Genomic DNA, 14,916 nt, shown 5'->3' on the forward strand with positions numbered 1-14,916 from the left:
TGGACGAACCGGGTCAACCCGGGTGAGGCGAACCGTCGCCGAGACACTTCCAGCACCTGCCCGGTGGGGTCGGTGATCACCCGTCGCCAGGTGGCGTTCCGCGCCAGTTCTCGCGCGTACTCGGCGGTGATGGGCCCGATCCCGCTGATCTCTCCGGGTTGCTGGTTCAATCCCATCAACGTGGTCATCGGCACGACCACGTGCACACTCACCGACGGCCGGTCGACCTGTTTGCCGCTGATCAGGTCCATGAACACATCAGCCCGCGCCGTCGCGAGGTTCCGGCTTGTTCCTGTGGCGTGTCCGGCGAGCAGGTTGATGTGCTGGTACGCCAACTCCGCCTCGTGTGGCTGCAAGTGGACGGTGAGACTCGAGGTCCCGTCGGCCCGGTGCCATCGGGTGACATCCCGCTGCGCTTTCACCGCCAACCGGCGCTGTTCAGCGCCCTGCGGGTCCGCCCGGATGACTTCCCGCCGCAGGACGTGCTTGAACCGGGTCAGGTTCTCTTGCTTCCCGCCCGCCAACACCCGCTTCTCCACGTGTGCGGTCTGGTCGTCGTCCAATTCGGCGGTGTACTCCCGCACGGCCTTGGCCCGCATGACGTCGATCTCGCCGGTGGTCAGCGCTGACACCGTCCCCGGCAGGCGGGTCACCAATTCATGGGCCTCGTGCAGGTGTTTGGCGGTGGTGTTCGGGCTGAGAGACAATTCCACCGCGATCTCTTCTGCCGCGCCGTCTCCGATCGTGATTCCGCTGCGTTGTGGCGGGGTTAGTTCCGCGAACCGGGCGTACGCTTGCACGATTTCGCCGTCGATTTGGTTACGTCGTCGGTGACGGTCCACCACATAGTCAAGAACTTGATCCCGTGTCATCTCGGCGAGTGGAATGTGTGGTGGTTGACCTACTGGGCGGAATGGAACAGCGAGCTGTTCGGGCATAGGTCCAGTTTATCGGAAACAGTGCTTTTTTTCCAGCGGTGGCCACGGTTGAGTTACGGTCTGCCTACTTGTGGCCTGCTTGTCGCTGGGGCTGGTTTTCACGGATAATGTCTGATTGCTTTGCGCTGTTGGTTGCGTTGGAGTGCGGTTTCCGGCCAGGGGTTCGGTTTCCGGCGCTGGGTGCACTGTGTTGGTTACCTACCAGCCGTTGTGCGTCACCATAGAGTTCTTAACAGTCGTAGGCACGGTCGGCGTAAAGCGCGTCGGGGCGGCGGCAAGTCGCCCCACGCGCATGCCGAGCTGTCGAACACCGCCCGCGACCAGTCCAGCCTCCCGGCCGCGTTCAGCCCGGCCACTAACGTCTCGTGCAACCGCTGCCACACCCCGGTGGCCCCGTCGCGAGGGGAACTTCAGGGGCCTCCGATGCCGGTCAAGTGGCCTTCACGGCACACCGTCGGATACACCGGCGCAGAATCAACCGATCGGCCGCAAGGCGGCCCGAATCGTTTCCTCGGCGAAAGTCACCGCGGCCGCCGCCGTACCCGCTTTGCCCATAGCCGCACCGTTGGCCTTCAAGCCGTCGATGATCAGCAGCAGCCGGTCGGCCAGGGTGCGGGGGTCGGCCGCGCCGGTACGCTTCGCGAGACCGAAAAGGCTCTCCCTGATCAGCTCCAGGTTCTCGGCCGCCGCCATGTTCACAGGGTGATCCGCTTCCGGAAACTCCGCGTAAGCGTTGTATATGAAGCAGCCGCGGAAGCCGGGCGTGGTCGACTCCTCGGCCACCTTCGCCACGAGGGCCACCAGTTGGTCCGCCGGGCCGCTGACCTGCCGCTCCGTTTCCTCGAGGTTGACCAGCCACTCGCGCCTGCCGCGCCGGATGTAGGCGGCCACCAGGTCGTCCTTGGTCTGGAACTCGCGGTACAGCAGGTTCTTGCCGCACCCGACCTCGTCGATGATCTGCTGCATCCCCACGGCGTGCACGCCGTGCGCGTTGAACAGCCGGCAGGCGGCGTCGAGGATGCGGTCCCGTGCCCCCGGATCTGACTTACGAGGCATGCTCGCACCTTACCCGATCACGTTCCGGACCACCCAGTCCGACCGGGCACCCGTCGCACACCTCGCCGGTGACCGAAAACGGGAATACGCAGGGATCGGTTGACATGAACTCGCCACCTCCAGCACGATAGGGACCGAACGGTCCGGACCGATCGGTCCGATACTTCTGGGAGGAACTCAGTGGATCTGCGGTTGTCAGGCAAGACCGCCGTCGTCACCGGCGGCAGCAAGGGAATCGGGCTCGAGATCGTCCGGCTGCTGCTCGCCGAAGGGGTCGCGGTCGTCAGCGGCTCGCGGACCATCACCCCCGAGCTCAAGGAGACCGGCGCGCACGCGGTCACCGTCGATCTGTCCACTCCGGACGGTCCGAAGCGGCTGATCGACGAGGCGGCGGCCCTGCTCGGCGGGATCGACATCCTGGTCAACAACGTCGGTGTCGGTGACGCCGAGAGCCTGGTCGAAGGCGCGACGAACACGCTGCTCACGCTGCCGGACAGCGCCTGGGAAAGCGCGTTCGACCTGCACTTCTACAGCGCTCTGCGTGCCACGAGGGCGGCACTGCCGAGCCTGATCGAGCGCCGCGGCGTCGTGGTCAACGTGTCGTCGATCGGGGCGCGGCTGGTCGGCGGCGGCCCGGTCAACTACAACGTCTCCAAGGTCGCGCTGAACGCGTTGACCAAGATCACCGCCGAGCAGTTCGGCAGCCAGGGCGTGCGGGCGATCACCGTCTCCCCCGGCCCGGTCAGCACCGGCGTCTGGGTCGACGACGACGGCTACATCGCCAAGGTCGCGCGCAGCGAAGGCATCTCGCACCAGCAGTTCCAGGAGAACGCGCTCAACGGCATGGGCGTCTCCACCGGTCGCGTCAGCACACCGGTGGAAGTCGCCCAACTGGTCGTGTTCGCCGCGGCGCCGAACAACATCACCGGCGTCGACTACCTGATCGACGGCGGCGTCGTCAAGACCGCCTGACCCTCCGTCCGAAGTGGACCAGCCAGGCCCCGGACAGCACCAGCAGGACTCCCGTGGCCACCAGGCCGAACGGAGCCGATCCGGTGTTGGCCAACGGGGGCCGGAAGTTCAATGCGGGCACCAGGTCCTCCTGCGAACCTGACGCACCACCGCCGCTACCGCCCGACTGGCTCGCCGCGGCGGGCAGCGAGGAACACTCCGCTCCCAGCGTGACCGTCGCGTCATCGAGTTTCTCGCCTTTCGAGTAGTACCCGGCGAACGCGTCATCGCTGGCCAGCGTCGCCGCGACACCCGAAACCGTCAACACGCCGTCGGCCGACGACGTCTTCGCCGACTCGAAGTTCAGCTTCGCCAGTTCGACACCGGTCTGCTTGGTCGGCTTGCCCTGCCCACCGGCGTTCGCCGTCAGCTCCACATCCGCGAACAGCGAACCGGCCTTGCCGTCCACGACGACGCGGGGATTGCCGATCTGGACGGTGAAGTCGTCGTGGGCCGGATAGCTGAAGGTGATCGTCCCGCCGAACGACGTGTCGAACTTGGTCTCCGAGGTGAACTGGGCGGACCTGAACGGGTACTGGTGCAGACCGGTCGCCACCCCGTTCGGGTTCGCCTGCACGTCGATGTCGGTGATCACGGCACCACCCGACGCCGTGATGCTGTTGCCCTTGCCACCGCCGACGTAGTTGCGGAAGCTGCGTTTGAAGCCCCACAGGAGGTTGCCCTTGGTGTAGACGCCGTTCGCCTCACAGGCTGACGGTATGTCGGCGGTGAACGCCAAGGTCCCCGTGTCGAGCGGAGTGCCCTTCTTGTAGCCCCCGGCCGCCAGTGTCGCGCCGCCCTCCTCGGTCAACACGGCCGATTTGATCTTGACCGTGACCTTTTTGCCGGACACCGCGGGCTTGCCGTCGAACTCCAGGTCCGCGAACGGGATCTGCTGGGGCCCGAACACGTCCTTCGGTTGCGTCTTGGTGCCGAACAGCGCGTAGTTGACCGTCGCGTACAGCACGCCCTTGCCGTCCGGGTTGATCACGACCTTCGGGTTGGCCAGACCGTAGTCCCAGATCGTGTGCGCCTCGTACGAGAAGTTGACCTTCCCGGTGAGCTGCACCTCGCCCCTGCCCGTACGCGGGTCGTAGCTGGCGGTCTTGAACGGCCAGAAATACGGGTAGGGCGCCTGACCGGAGGTGTCGTAGGTGGCGCCCTGGCTCGGCGTGATGGTGCCACCGCCAGTGATGTAGGAGCGCCACGCCCCCTTGAACCCCCACGCCAACGCGCCATCGACCGGCGCGGGTGTGGTGATCCCCTTGAAGGTCAACGGGATCACGATGTCGCGGGACGTGTCGGGGTTGTCCCACGGGAAGATCATCAGGTAGATCTGCTCTTTCGCGGCACTGATCGCCTCGCCGTCGCCCGCGGTGTAGTTCGCCGCGGGTTTGATCGTGGCCTGCCAGGTGCCGTCCGGCTTCAGGGTGATGCCGGGTACCCAGTTCTCCTTGAGCAGCTTGCTGAACTGGGTGAACGGCGTCTTGTCCGTCCCGCGCCAGCCGGTTCGCCGCGGGCCGACGCGGACACCGTAGCCCTTGCCGTCGCCGAACTTCGGGTCGAAGGCGGCTCCGGTGACAGTGACCGGCTGCCCGGCCGGGTCGAGGTCGCTGCTGCTGGACAGCGAGACCCTGGGTGTCGGCGCGTCGGCGGCGGAGGCCGTGGGCGATGCCACGACGAGCAGCAACGCCCCCAGCGCTGCCGCACCCGCCCGCCTCAATCTACTCATCGTTTGACTCTTTCCTTGCGGTGAGGCGCCGACGGGACACCACCAGGCCACCCACCGCCACCAGGACGAGCACCGGGATCCCGATGATCAGCCAGAGGTTCGGTCCGTCGCCGGAGCCGAGGGGTTGGCTCTGCGCGGCCGGTTGCGGTGTCTGGTCCGGACTCGTCGTTTCCACATTGGACGTTGTCACCGCCGTCGTCGACGTGGTCGTCGGTGGCGGTGTCGTCGTGGTGACGGCCGGTGGTGGTGTTGCCGGTGTCGTCGCCTTCTGAGGGGGTGGTGGTGCGGGCTGCTGGTTCGGGACAGCGAAACTCACCGGGGTGAAGGTCTCGTTGTTGGCGTTCACCACGCCGTGCGCGCCGACCGTGATCACACCGCACCGCGTCCGCAGGCAATCCACTTCGGACACAGCGCCGGACCGGTCGGCGGTCTTGAACTTGGCGCCGGGGATGGTGAGCTTGGTACTCCAAGTACCGTTGTCGGCGATCGTGCCGCCGTTGGCCGACGAAGCGGTGTCGCTGCCAGGGAAGGCGACGAAACGCTGGTATCCGTTGTTGTCCTTGGTTTCCTTGTCCTGCACGTACCGGAAGGTGACGCCGCTCGCGCCACCCTTGCTCGGCCGCCAGGCACCGCCTGCCGGATCCGAGACCCAGCCGAAGAACACGTAGATCCCGCCGTGGCCGTTCCTGACCGACTGGAAACCCCGGCCCTGCACGGTCAGCGAGGTCGCGTACGCCGGGTCCGCGGCAGCGGGCGACACGGTCACGACCGCGCTCTGCGCCTCGGCAGGCCCAGCCATGACCAGGCCGAACACCGCCGTGCACGCCAAAGTCAGTGCTCCTGCTCGTGTTCTCATTCATCCCTCCCGATAGGGCATGACGACCGGTCGGCCGGTGCGCGGATGGCCGAACACCTCGACCCGGTGCTGGTAGACCTCGCTGAGCAGGCCCTCGGTCAACACCTCGGCAGGCTGCCCGTCCGCGACCACCCGGCCGTCCGACAGGACCGCTATCCGATCGGCGTGTGCGGCGGCGAAACCGAGGTCGTGCAGGACGACCAGGACCGCGTCGCCCGCCGCCGCGCCCTGGTTGGCTATTGCCAGCACGGACTCGGCGTGTTTCAGGTCAAGCGCCGCCGTCGGTTCGTCCAGCAGCACGATCCCGGTCCGTTGGGCCAGGACACGCGCCAAGGCGGCACGAGCCTGCTCGCCGCCCGACAGCGAGTTGAAGTCACGCTCGACGAACGCGGTCGTCTCGGTCAGCGCCATGACCTCGTCGACGACCTTGTCGTCCTCGTCGTCGTCCGGACCCCACGGCGTGCGCCCCATCCGGACGACCTCGCCGACCGTGAACGGAAACGACAGCGTGATCCGTTGCGGCAACACCGCCCTGCGCCGCGCGAGCTCCACAGTGGACCAATCGGCGATCGTCCTGCCGCCGATCCAGACCCCGCCGCTGTCCGGCGTGACGTCCCCGGCCAGCACGCTGAGCAGCGTGGACTTCCCCGAGCCGTTCGGGCCGACGAGGGCGAGCACCTCACCGGCCCGCAACTGCAGCGCGACGTCCCTGAGCACCGGCTGGCCGCCCAACCGGACGCTCACGCCGTCGGCGCGCAGCGCTTCCTTGCCGTGCTCCAGCCGCTCCGGTACCTCGATGCGCTTGCCCATTCTCATGCCCAGCCACCTGCCCGTCTTCTGGTGCGGCGCAGCAGGAAGAAGAACAACGGACCGCCCACCAGCGCGGTCAGCATCCCGATGGGCAGGTCGACGAACCGGATCAGGCCACGCGCCAGCAGGTCAGCCGAGACCAGCAGCAAAGCACCGCCCAACGCGCTGGCGGGCAGCAACACCCGGTGCCCTGGCCCGACGACCATGCGGATCGCGTGCGGCACGACCAGCCCGACGAACGCGATCACCCCGGTGAACGACACCGCCGCCGAGACCATCAGCGCGACGAGCACGATGGCCACCACCCGCAGCGCTTCGACGTTCACGCCGAGGTGCCGCGCGGAACGTTCGCCCAGCGACAGCAGGTCCATCCGGCGCGCCAACAGCATCGCGATCACGAGCCCGGCGGCGGCCAGCGGGATCACCGTCCACACGTAGGGCCAGCGCGAACCGGCGATACTTCCCAGTTGCCAGAACACGATCTGCTCGCGTGCCTGCTGGTCGCCGAGGAACGTCAGGAAGGCGATGGCGGCACCGGCGACGGCGTTGACCGCGATCCCGGTCAGCAGCAAGGTGACGACTTCGGTCTTGCCGCGTGCACGAGACAGCGTGTACACCGCCATGGTCGTGGCGAGGCCGAACGTGAACGCGAAGGCCGGAGTGGTGAACTGGCCAAGGAAGCTGATCTGGAACACGATCGTCAGGCACGCCCCGACCGCGGCACCCAACGACACCCCGACAACTCCGGGTTCGGCCAACGGATTGCCGAAGATTCCCTGCATCAGCGCGCCCGTGACCCCGAGAACCGCGCCCACCAGCAGCGACATCAGCACGCGGGGGAACCGGATGTTCCACAGCGTCGACTGGGCGGCCGGATCGGCCGCGCCGCCGCCGAACGCCGAGGCGATCACCTCGCGTAGCGGCACGGGGAACTGCCCGACGGACGCGGACACCAGTGCCATCACGACCACACCGACGACGAGCGCCGCGAACAACACGACGACCCGGATCTTCACTTGACGTCTCCGTAGAGCGCCGTGGCCAGCGCGTCGAGCACGTTCGCCGTCAGCGGGCCGAAGCCGAGTATCTGCGTGTCGTCCATGTCGACGACACGCCTGCGTTGCCCCGCAGGCGTTTGCGCGACGCCGGGGAGCTGCAGGATGCCGTCGACACCGCCGACGGACTGCAGCCCCTTCGTCATGACCAGGATCACGTCGGGGCGCGCGCCCGCCAGCGCTTCCGGGTTGACCGGCTTCATCCCGTCGAGGCCGACCTCGGAGGCGACGTCGACACCGCCGACCGCGTCGATCAACGAGTCCACTCCGCTGCCCCGGCCGAACATGTAGTAGACCCCCGCTTGGCCGCGCAGGTACAGGAAAACGATCCGCGGTTTGTGCTCCGGATTGGCGCGGTTGGCGATCGCGGCCTTGGCTTCGGTGATCTCCTTGGTGGTGCGCTCGACCAGCCGCGCGCCCGCGTCCGGCACGCCGAGCGCGGCGGCGACCTGGTGGGCGATGTCGTCGACGTTGTCGATCGTGCGCTTGGAATCCGTGACCACGACGGGGATTCCCGAATCGCGCAACTGCAGGACGACGTCCCACGGGCCGAGCGTGGTGTCCGTGATCACGACGGTCGGCCGGAGCGCCATGATCGCCTCGGCGTTGAGCTGGTGGCCGTTCGCCGTGATGACGGGCAGGTGCTTGGCTGCGGGGAAACCCGTCGACGTGTCGCGGCCGACGACCTTGTCGCCGAGGCCGAGGCCGAAGACCGTCGCGGCGAGCGTGCCGTACGTGTCGAAGGCGAGGGTGCGGTCCACGCTGGTCACGGTCACCTTCGTGCCTTGGTTGTCGGTGACCGTGACCGGCAGGTTCGGTTGCGGCGCGGGAGTGATCGGCACGATGTCCGGCCGCGCGACAACCGCGGTGGTTGGTCCATTGCCCTCGGTGGGTGTCTGGGGTGAAGTGCTTGCCGGAGGCGCGGAACAGCCCGCTGCGACCAGGATCGCCAGCGCGAGGAGCCATCTGAACACGGACTCGACATTAGCTTAGGCTTACCTAATAATCTAGCCCGGCTCCCACCACGGTCCGACTGCCTCAAGAAGGGCTGTTCATGGTTCGCAAGTCACTCACCCTGGCAACCACGGCGTTCGCCGTCCTGGCGCTGGCGACCCCGGCGTCAGCGGCCCCGGGTTCGGGTTCGCACAACGGCAGAACCCTGTCCGCGTCCAACGCCACCGACCTCGACCCGGCAGGCGAGACGATCACCGTGACCGGCACGGGCTACGACCCGAAGAAGGGCTACTACGTCGCGCTCTGCCAGGTGCCCGACGACTTCCGCTACGGCGACAACCCCACGCCATGCCAAGGTGGCGACGGACAGGGCGGGAGCGGAGTCGGGCCGTCGGCCTGGGTCACCAACACCCCGATCGGCACCAACCCGTCCACCCCGATCGCGGCGGACGGCAGCTTCACCACCCAGATCAGGATCACCCAGTCCGGCTCGCGGCTCGACTGCACCCAGGTGACCTGCGCGATCGTCAGCAAGCGCGACCACATCGGTCTGGGGGACCGCAGCTTCGACGTGTTCATCCCGGTCTCCTGGAGCTGACCGGCTGAACACCCCTCCGCGGCCGCCACGCATGGTCAAGGGCGTGGCGGCCGCGCCCGCGGGTCGCAAGTCTGAAGTAGACGGTTGAAATGAACCTGTTCCCCTCGGCTGGCGGGCGAGGTCTTACTTGGTCTCCACAAGGCGTTCAGCCTTCTTCAGCGAGTGATCGGCGCGCCGTTCTTCCACACCTCCGCGACACCCCGCAGCGCGGTGATGTCCTTCGTCGGGTCGCCGTCGACCAGCACGAGGTCGGCGCGCAGGCCCTGGCGGATCCGGCCGCGGTCAGCGAACCCGTAGATCGACGCGGGTGTCGTGGTGGCCGCCGTCAAGGCCTCGCACGGCGTCAGTCCCGCGCGGACGAGCAGTTCCAACTCGACCAGCAGGCTGACGCCGTGCGCGATGCCGGGGATCCCGGAGTCCGTGCCCGCGGTGATCGGTACGCCCGCGTCGTGCAGGATCTTGACGTTGCGCGACGCGGTGGCCAAGCCGGGACGTTCGAAACCCCAAGGCGCGTCGAGGAACGCGCGCTGCCGGGCGGAGATGTACGGCGCGACACGCTGGTCCTTGACCACCGCGTTGGTCGCCGGGTTGGCCGCCGATTCGAACGCGCTCCACAGCGTCAGCGTGGGATTGACGAACGCGCCCGTCCGGCGTGCCAACGCGACCGTCTCATCCGACACGACCTCGTCAGCGAACAAGTGCACGAGACCGGTCACTCCGGCCCGCAACCCGACCTGGGCCATGCGCTGCGCGGTCGCGTGTGCCACGGCGGGCATGCCGAGTTTCCTGGCCGCGGCAACGAGTTTGGTGGTCTGCTCGGCCGTCAGTACGGGGATCTGTTCCTGTGTCGCCAGATTCCTGTCCTCCAGGGCGAGCTTCAGGTGGTCCGAGCCCTCGGACCGGCGCGCCGCCACGAACTCGGCGAGGTCGGTGCCCGGCTCGACCAAGGGGAACACAGTTCCGGTTCCCGTGCCGTGGCCGCCCGGCACGGTCGCCCACCAGCCCGCCGTCCACAGGTCCGAATTCGCCGTCGCCGCGTAGGACCTGCGCTGCTGCTTGAACCGACCGTGCACGGTCGGGTCGCTGACCATGTCCAGTTCGGTGGTGACGCCGAACCGCGGCGCGTCGGTGCGGTTCGCGTCAGTGTGGTGCACGTGCCCGTCGATGAAGCCCGGCACCAGCGTTTTGCCTCTGCCGTCGTGCACCCGCAGTCCCGCGGGCACCCCGCCGCGGTCGAGCACCGACACGATCCGGCCCGCGGACACCACCACGTGACCGCGGTCGATCACCCGTTTGCCGTCGAAGATCCGCACGTTGGCGACGACGAACGCGTCCTGCGCGGCCGTCGCCTCCGTCCCGGCAAGCGCGACGGGGACCGCCAGCCCCGCCGCGAGCGCGGTCCGGCGGCTGACGGCCGATGTCGGGACAACATGGGACAAGCACATTTCGATCCCCCAAGAACAGTTCGGTGGACCTCCACGCTACTCACGTGTGCGGCAACTTGACCACCGTGAGGAAGAAGTCGTCGATCTGGCGGACCGCGGCGACGAACTGTTCGAAGTCGACCGGTTTGGTGACGTACGCGTTCGCGTGCAGCTGATAGCTGCGCAGGACGTCCTCCTCCGCTTCGGAGGTGGTCAGGATCACCACCGGAATCGTCCGCAGGTCGTCGCTGCTTTTCAGCTCCGCCAGCACTTCCTGCCCGTTGCGGCGCGGCAGGTTGAGGTCGAGCAGGATCAGGCCCGGCCTCGGCACGTCCTCATAAGGCGGTTGCCTGCGCACGAACCGCATGGCCTCGACGCCGTCGTTGACCACGTGCAGCGTGTTGTGGACTTTGTTGTCAGCCAGCGCCTCACGGGTCATCAGCACGTCACCCGGGTCGTCCTCGACGAGCAGGATGTCGATCGGGCGCAGCTGTTCAGGCATCGTTGTTCTCCCTGACGGGCAGTGTGAAACGGAAGGTCGTGCGCTCGTCGGCGGCCGAGGTGTCCAGCCAGATCCGGCCGTCGTGGTCCTCGATGATCCTGCGGGCCATCGCCAGGCCGATTCCGGTGCCCGGATAGGCGGTACGCGGGTGCAGCCGTTGGAAGATCACGAAGATCCGGTCGGCGTACTCGGCCTCGATGCCGATCCCGTTGTCGCTGACCGAGAAGACCCACTCGTCGCCTTGCCTTGCCGCTTCGACGGCGATCCGCGGCGGCTGGTGGCCGCGGAACTTGATGGCGTTGCCGACGAGGTTCTGGACCACTGTGGTCAGCAGCGAGGCCTCGCCGCGGACCACCGGCAGCCCGGCGAACGCCACCTCGGTCCCGGTTTCCTCGATCGGCTGCTCCAGGTTGTCCAGCGCGGCGCGGACCACGTCGGCCATGTCGACGTCGGTGGGCTCGGCGGTGTGCCTGCCGACGCCGGAGAACGCGAGCAAGTCGTTGATCAGCACCTGCATCCGCCGGGCACCGTCCACGGCGAACTCGATGTACTGCTCGCCGCGTTCGTCCAGCTGGCCCTGGTAGCGGCGCTGGATCAGCTGGCAGAAGCTGGTGACCTTGCGCAGCGGCTCCTGCAGGTCGTGCGACGCCACGTAGGCGAACTGTTCGAGGTCCGAATTGGACTGCTGCAGCTCCCGCGTCCGCGTGGCGAGCGACGCGACCTCGGTGACCAGCCGTTGCCGCAACGCTTCCACGTCACTGGCCAGTTCCTTGAGCTCGCTCGGGCCGTCTCCCGGTGGGATGACGTGGTCGATGTCGTCGGTCGCGGCCCGGATCTGTTCGGCCAGCGAGAACACCGGGCGGGCGACCCGGCGGTGGAAACCGAACGCCAGCACCACGAACAGGATCACGAGCAACAGCACGATGACGGCGAACACGACCGGCAGCAGGACGGCCGAACGCTGCAACGTCTGGCGGTCCGCCGCTCGTGCGGCGGTCAGATTGGTTCGCTGGGTGTTCAGCGCCGCACGTACCTCGTCGAACTGCGCCTTCCCCGTCTCGACCGCCGCCGGGTCGCCGGGAGTCGTGATCATCCGCTCGGCCGTCGCCCGCCACTCGGCCACCTTGGCCAGCACGACGGCGAGGTCCGTGCCCGCCGGTGTCCGGTCGGTCGCACCCAGCCTGCGCATCTCGGCCACGGCCCTGTCCTGCTGGACGCGGCCTTCGCGGTACGGCGTGAGGAAATCGGGCCGCCCGGTCAGCAGGAAACCGCGCAGGCCGGTTTCCTGTTCGAGCAGCGAGGTCTCCAGCTCGCGCTGCTCGATCAGCTCCGGGTCGATCTGGTCGACCACCCGGCTGCGCGCCTCGCCGAGCTGGGTCAGGCCGACCACGCCACCGACGACCGCCGCCGCGAGCACGACCGCCTCCAGCACGATCAGCAGCACCACCCAGCGGCGCAGGGTGTTCATCGGAGGTCGTGGTGGCTGAGCAGGGCCAGCGCCACGTCGTCGTCGAGCGGGCCGTCGTTGAGGTCGACGACCGCCGCGATCAACCGGTCGAGCACGGCTTCCGGCCGCGTGCGCCAGTCAGGGTTGGCCCGCAGGTCGGTCAGCACCAGCCGCGCCATGTTCTCGTGGCCGAGCCGATCCGTCTGGCCCCTTACCTTGCCCTCGAACACGCCATCGGTGTACAGCAACAACGACCACGCTTCGGGCAGGTCGACGTCGACCGCCTGCCACGAGGCGTCCTGCAGCAGCCCGAGCGGGACCCCGAGGCGGTCCAACGGCAGCAGTTCGCCGTCGTCACCGTCGATCAGCAGCGGCGGCGGGTGGCCGGCCAGCCGCATCCGCAGCGACCTCCTGTCCGGGGCGATGCTGATCGCGCACACCGTGACGAAGCTGTGCTTGATCCGCTCATGCCGCAACACGATCTCGATCGCGCGCAGCATCTCGTTGGTCGGCAGGCCCGCGACCACCAGCGACCGCCACGCGATGCGCACCGCGACACCGAGCGCGGCCTCGTCCGGGCCGTGCCCGCTGACGTCGCCGATGACCACGTGCAACGTGCCGTCCGGCAGTTCCACGGCGTCGTAGAAATCCCCGCCCAGCACGGATTCGCCACGGCCGGGACGGTAACGCGCGACCAGCGTGACACGGGGGTCGGTCAGCAGCGGAGCGGGCAGCAACCCACGCTCAAGGCGGCGGTTCTCGTCAGCCACCAACCGCTGCTGCCACAACTGCCGCTCGGCCTCTTCGGCACGCTTGCGTTCCCAGGCGTACCGCAGCGCCTTGACCAGCAGCCGACCGTCGACCTGGTCCTTCACCAGGTAGTCCTGTGCGCCCGCGGCCACGGCCGCGATCCCGACGGCCTCGTCGTGCTGCCCGGTCAGCACGACCACCGCTGTCCCCGGCGCGTGCTGGCGCAGCCTGGTCACGGCCGTGAGCCCCACCGCGTCGGGCAGTTGCAGGTCCAGCAGGACGCAGTCGACGCGCACCGGCGAGCCGAGCGCGTGGGCCAGGGTCTCGACCCGGTGCATCACGATCTGGTCGGACCGCTCCGCGAGCAGTTCGGCGACCAGGAAGGCGTCGGCGTCGTCGTCCTCGACGAGGAGCACCCGCATCGGCTGGCCCGCTCCCGGCGGCGCGTCCAGAACGTCCACACGGCCCCCTGGTCTCTGACCCGAATCGAACCGGCGATCATCTTACGGGTCGGTCATGCCCACACTAAGGTCGATCCGGTGGAGTCGCTCGCGATGCGAACCGAACGTGTTCCCGGTGTCCGCGCACTGATCTTCGACCTGGACGGCACACTCGTCGACACCAAGGCGAACAACCGCCGCGCCCTGTTCGCGACGTTCGAAACCCAAGGCATCCATCCGGGGGACATGCCGTCCGCGCCGGAGGGCACGGGGTTCGTCGACTGGTGCGCTTTGCTGGTCGCCGAAGGACTCCTCGACCCCGACGTGCCCGTCGGGTCGCTGCGGGAGATCTGCGAACGGGAAACGCTGGCCGGGATCCACCAGGTGCGTGAGATCCAGGTGGTGGCGTCGTTCGCCCGTTGGGCGCAGGGCCGGTTCCCGCTGGCGGTCGCGACGGGGAGTTCGCGTCCGGTCGTGGATCCCCTGCTGGCGGCGACCGGATTGCGGCCGCTGTTCGACGTAGTGGTGACACGCGACGAGGTCACACACGGCAAACCCGCGCCCGAGCTGTTCCTGCGCGCGGCCGAGCTGCTCGACGTCCCACCTGCGGCGTGTCTGGTCCTCGAGGACACCGACGTGGGCATGACGGCCGCCGAACGCGCCGGGATGGCGGCGTTGGACGTGCGACCGTACCGGCCGAAGGCCTAGCGACGTACGACTTCGCGGACGACCTGCGCGGTTTCCTTGTCGTAGTTCGCGGTTGCCGAGATCATCGCCATAAGCTGGTCCACGAGCCAGTTCTCCAGGTCCGCACGCGGCAGGTTGCGCTCCTGCAGCCAGGTCAACGTCGTTCCCTCGACGACCGCGGTCCAGCAGTTCAGCGTGAGCAGCCCGAGCGGTGAGGGGTGCTCCACCCCGGTGCGGGCCAGGATCTCGGCGACCGCGTGCCTGCGTACGTCGTCGACGACCGCGCCGGTCTCGGCCGTCGCGACCACCGAGCCGCCCCTGAGCAGGGCGACGAAGGCCGCGGCGTGTGTCTCGGCGAACGAGATGAACTCGCCGATCAGCGACCGGAGCTGGTCCAGCAGCGGGCCTTCCGCCGGGGCGGCGAAGCGGGCGATCAGGCTGTCGGCGGCGGACCGCAGCGCCGCGACGTAGATCTCCGTCGGGCTGGAGAAGTAGCGGTAGAACAACGCGCGGGAGACGTCCGCCGCCGCCGCGATGTCGTCGATCGAGACCTGTTCATACGGCCGGGTGCCGTACAACTGGATCGCCGCGTCGAGCAGCTGCATGCGCCGCTGCTCCGGCGCCATCCGCCGCGAAGTCTTCATCAGGCTCATTGT

The 14,916-nt window shown here is 68.2% G+C and carries 15 protein-coding genes; 3 read left to right on the forward strand and 12 right to left on the reverse strand.

Going from position 1 to position 14,916, the window contains the following annotated elements:
* Nucleotides 1-800: DUF222 domain-containing protein (locus tag ALI144C_RS37870; RefSeq protein ID WP_168211455.1), on the reverse strand; the 800-nt coding region annotated here is incomplete at its 3' end.
* Nucleotides 801-1,412: 612 nt separating this feature from the next.
* Nucleotides 1,413-1,994, reverse strand: a complete 582-nt coding sequence (locus ALI144C_RS37880; protein WP_076992081.1) for a TetR/AcrR family transcriptional regulator — start codon at nucleotides 1,992-1,994, stop codon at nucleotides 1,413-1,415.
* 180 nt (nucleotides 1,995-2,174) lie between these two features.
* Between ALI144C_RS37880 and ALI144C_RS37885 the strand changes: the two genes are divergently transcribed.
* Complete coding sequence (locus ALI144C_RS37885; protein ID WP_076992082.1) at nucleotides 2,175-2,966, forward strand: SDR family NAD(P)-dependent oxidoreductase; 792 nt, start codon at nucleotides 2,175-2,177, stop codon at nucleotides 2,964-2,966.
* On the opposite strand, the gene ALI144C_RS37890 is transcribed toward ALI144C_RS37885, so the two are convergent.
* From ALI144C_RS37890 to ALI144C_RS54915, 5 genes are read right to left on the reverse strand one after another with little or no spacing between them, the layout of a single operon-like run.
* The gene (locus tag ALI144C_RS37890) at nucleotides 2,953-4,737 is read right to left on the reverse strand and encodes an HtaA domain-containing protein (RefSeq protein WP_083753758.1); all 1,785 of its coding nucleotides are present in this window, start codon (nucleotides 4,735-4,737) and stop codon (nucleotides 2,953-2,955) included. The genes ALI144C_RS37885 and ALI144C_RS37890 overlap by 14 nt on opposite strands.
* Nucleotides 4,730-5,593: a hypothetical protein gene (locus ALI144C_RS37895; RefSeq protein WP_143231117.1), complete on the reverse strand. Its 864-nt coding sequence runs from the start codon at nucleotides 5,591-5,593 to the stop codon at nucleotides 4,730-4,732. Before ALI144C_RS37895 ends, ALI144C_RS37890 begins: the two co-directional genes overlap by 8 nt.
* Nucleotides 5,594-6,409 (reverse strand): heme ABC transporter ATP-binding protein, encoded by an 816-nt coding sequence (locus ALI144C_RS37900; protein ID WP_076992085.1) that lies wholly within the window; start codon nucleotides 6,407-6,409, stop codon nucleotides 5,594-5,596.
* Nucleotides 6,406-7,419, reverse strand: a complete 1,014-nt coding sequence (locus tag ALI144C_RS54910) for a FecCD family ABC transporter permease (RefSeq protein WP_237774512.1) — start codon at nucleotides 7,417-7,419, stop codon at nucleotides 6,406-6,408. Before ALI144C_RS54910 ends, ALI144C_RS37900 begins: the two co-directional genes overlap by 4 nt.
* A complete protein-coding gene (locus tag ALI144C_RS54915; RefSeq protein WP_076992086.1) occupies nucleotides 7,416-8,432 on the reverse strand; it encodes a heme/hemin ABC transporter substrate-binding protein in 1,017 nt (338 codons plus the stop codon). Before ALI144C_RS54915 ends, ALI144C_RS54910 begins: the two co-directional genes overlap by 4 nt.
* Nucleotides 8,433-8,512: 80 nt before the next feature.
* Here ALI144C_RS54915 and ALI144C_RS37915 point away from each other — a divergent pair, with 80 nt between their 5' ends.
* Entirely contained in the window at nucleotides 8,513-9,010 is a 498-nt protein-coding gene (locus ALI144C_RS37915) for a hypothetical protein (RefSeq protein WP_076992087.1), read from the forward strand.
* 155 nt (nucleotides 9,011-9,165) lie between these two features.
* Here ALI144C_RS37915 and ALI144C_RS37920 read toward each other — a convergent pair whose 3' ends face one another.
* From ALI144C_RS37920 to ALI144C_RS37935, 4 genes are read right to left on the reverse strand one after another with little or no spacing between them, the layout of a single operon-like run.
* Entirely contained in the window at nucleotides 9,166-10,449 is a 1,284-nt protein-coding gene (locus ALI144C_RS37920) for an amidohydrolase family protein (protein WP_168211456.1), read from the reverse strand.
* Between the two features lie 46 nt (nucleotides 10,450-10,495).
* The gene (locus tag ALI144C_RS37925; protein WP_076992088.1) at nucleotides 10,496-10,936 is read right to left on the reverse strand and encodes a response regulator; all 441 of its coding nucleotides are present in this window, start codon (nucleotides 10,934-10,936) and stop codon (nucleotides 10,496-10,498) included.
* Entirely contained in the window at nucleotides 10,929-12,404 is a 1,476-nt protein-coding gene (locus tag ALI144C_RS37930) for a sensor histidine kinase (protein WP_076992089.1), read from the reverse strand. Before ALI144C_RS37930 ends, ALI144C_RS37925 begins: the two co-directional genes overlap by 8 nt.
* The gene (locus ALI144C_RS37935; protein ID WP_076992090.1) at nucleotides 12,401-13,555 is read right to left on the reverse strand and encodes a PP2C family protein-serine/threonine phosphatase; all 1,155 of its coding nucleotides are present in this window, start codon (nucleotides 13,553-13,555) and stop codon (nucleotides 12,401-12,403) included. Before ALI144C_RS37935 ends, ALI144C_RS37930 begins: the two co-directional genes overlap by 4 nt.
* 132 nt (nucleotides 13,556-13,687) lie before the next feature.
* Here ALI144C_RS37935 and ALI144C_RS37940 point away from each other — a divergent pair, with 132 nt between their 5' ends.
* On the forward strand, nucleotides 13,688-14,281 hold the full coding sequence (locus ALI144C_RS37940; protein WP_076992747.1) for an HAD family hydrolase: 594 nt from the start codon (nucleotides 13,688-13,690) through the stop codon (nucleotides 14,279-14,281).
* Here the strand turns inward: ALI144C_RS37940 and ALI144C_RS37945 are convergent.
* Nucleotides 14,278-14,904 (reverse strand): TetR/AcrR family transcriptional regulator, encoded by a 627-nt coding sequence (locus ALI144C_RS37945; RefSeq protein ID WP_237774513.1) that lies wholly within the window; start codon nucleotides 14,902-14,904, stop codon nucleotides 14,278-14,280. The two genes, ALI144C_RS37940 and ALI144C_RS37945, sit on opposite strands and share 4 nt — an antisense overlap.
* Between the last annotated feature and the right edge of the window lie 12 nt (nucleotides 14,905-14,916).

The sequence above is a fragment of the Actinosynnema sp. ALI-1.44 genome, assembly GCF_001984155.1.
Classification (GTDB): Bacteria; Actinomycetota; Actinomycetes; order Mycobacteriales; family Pseudonocardiaceae; genus Kibdelosporangium.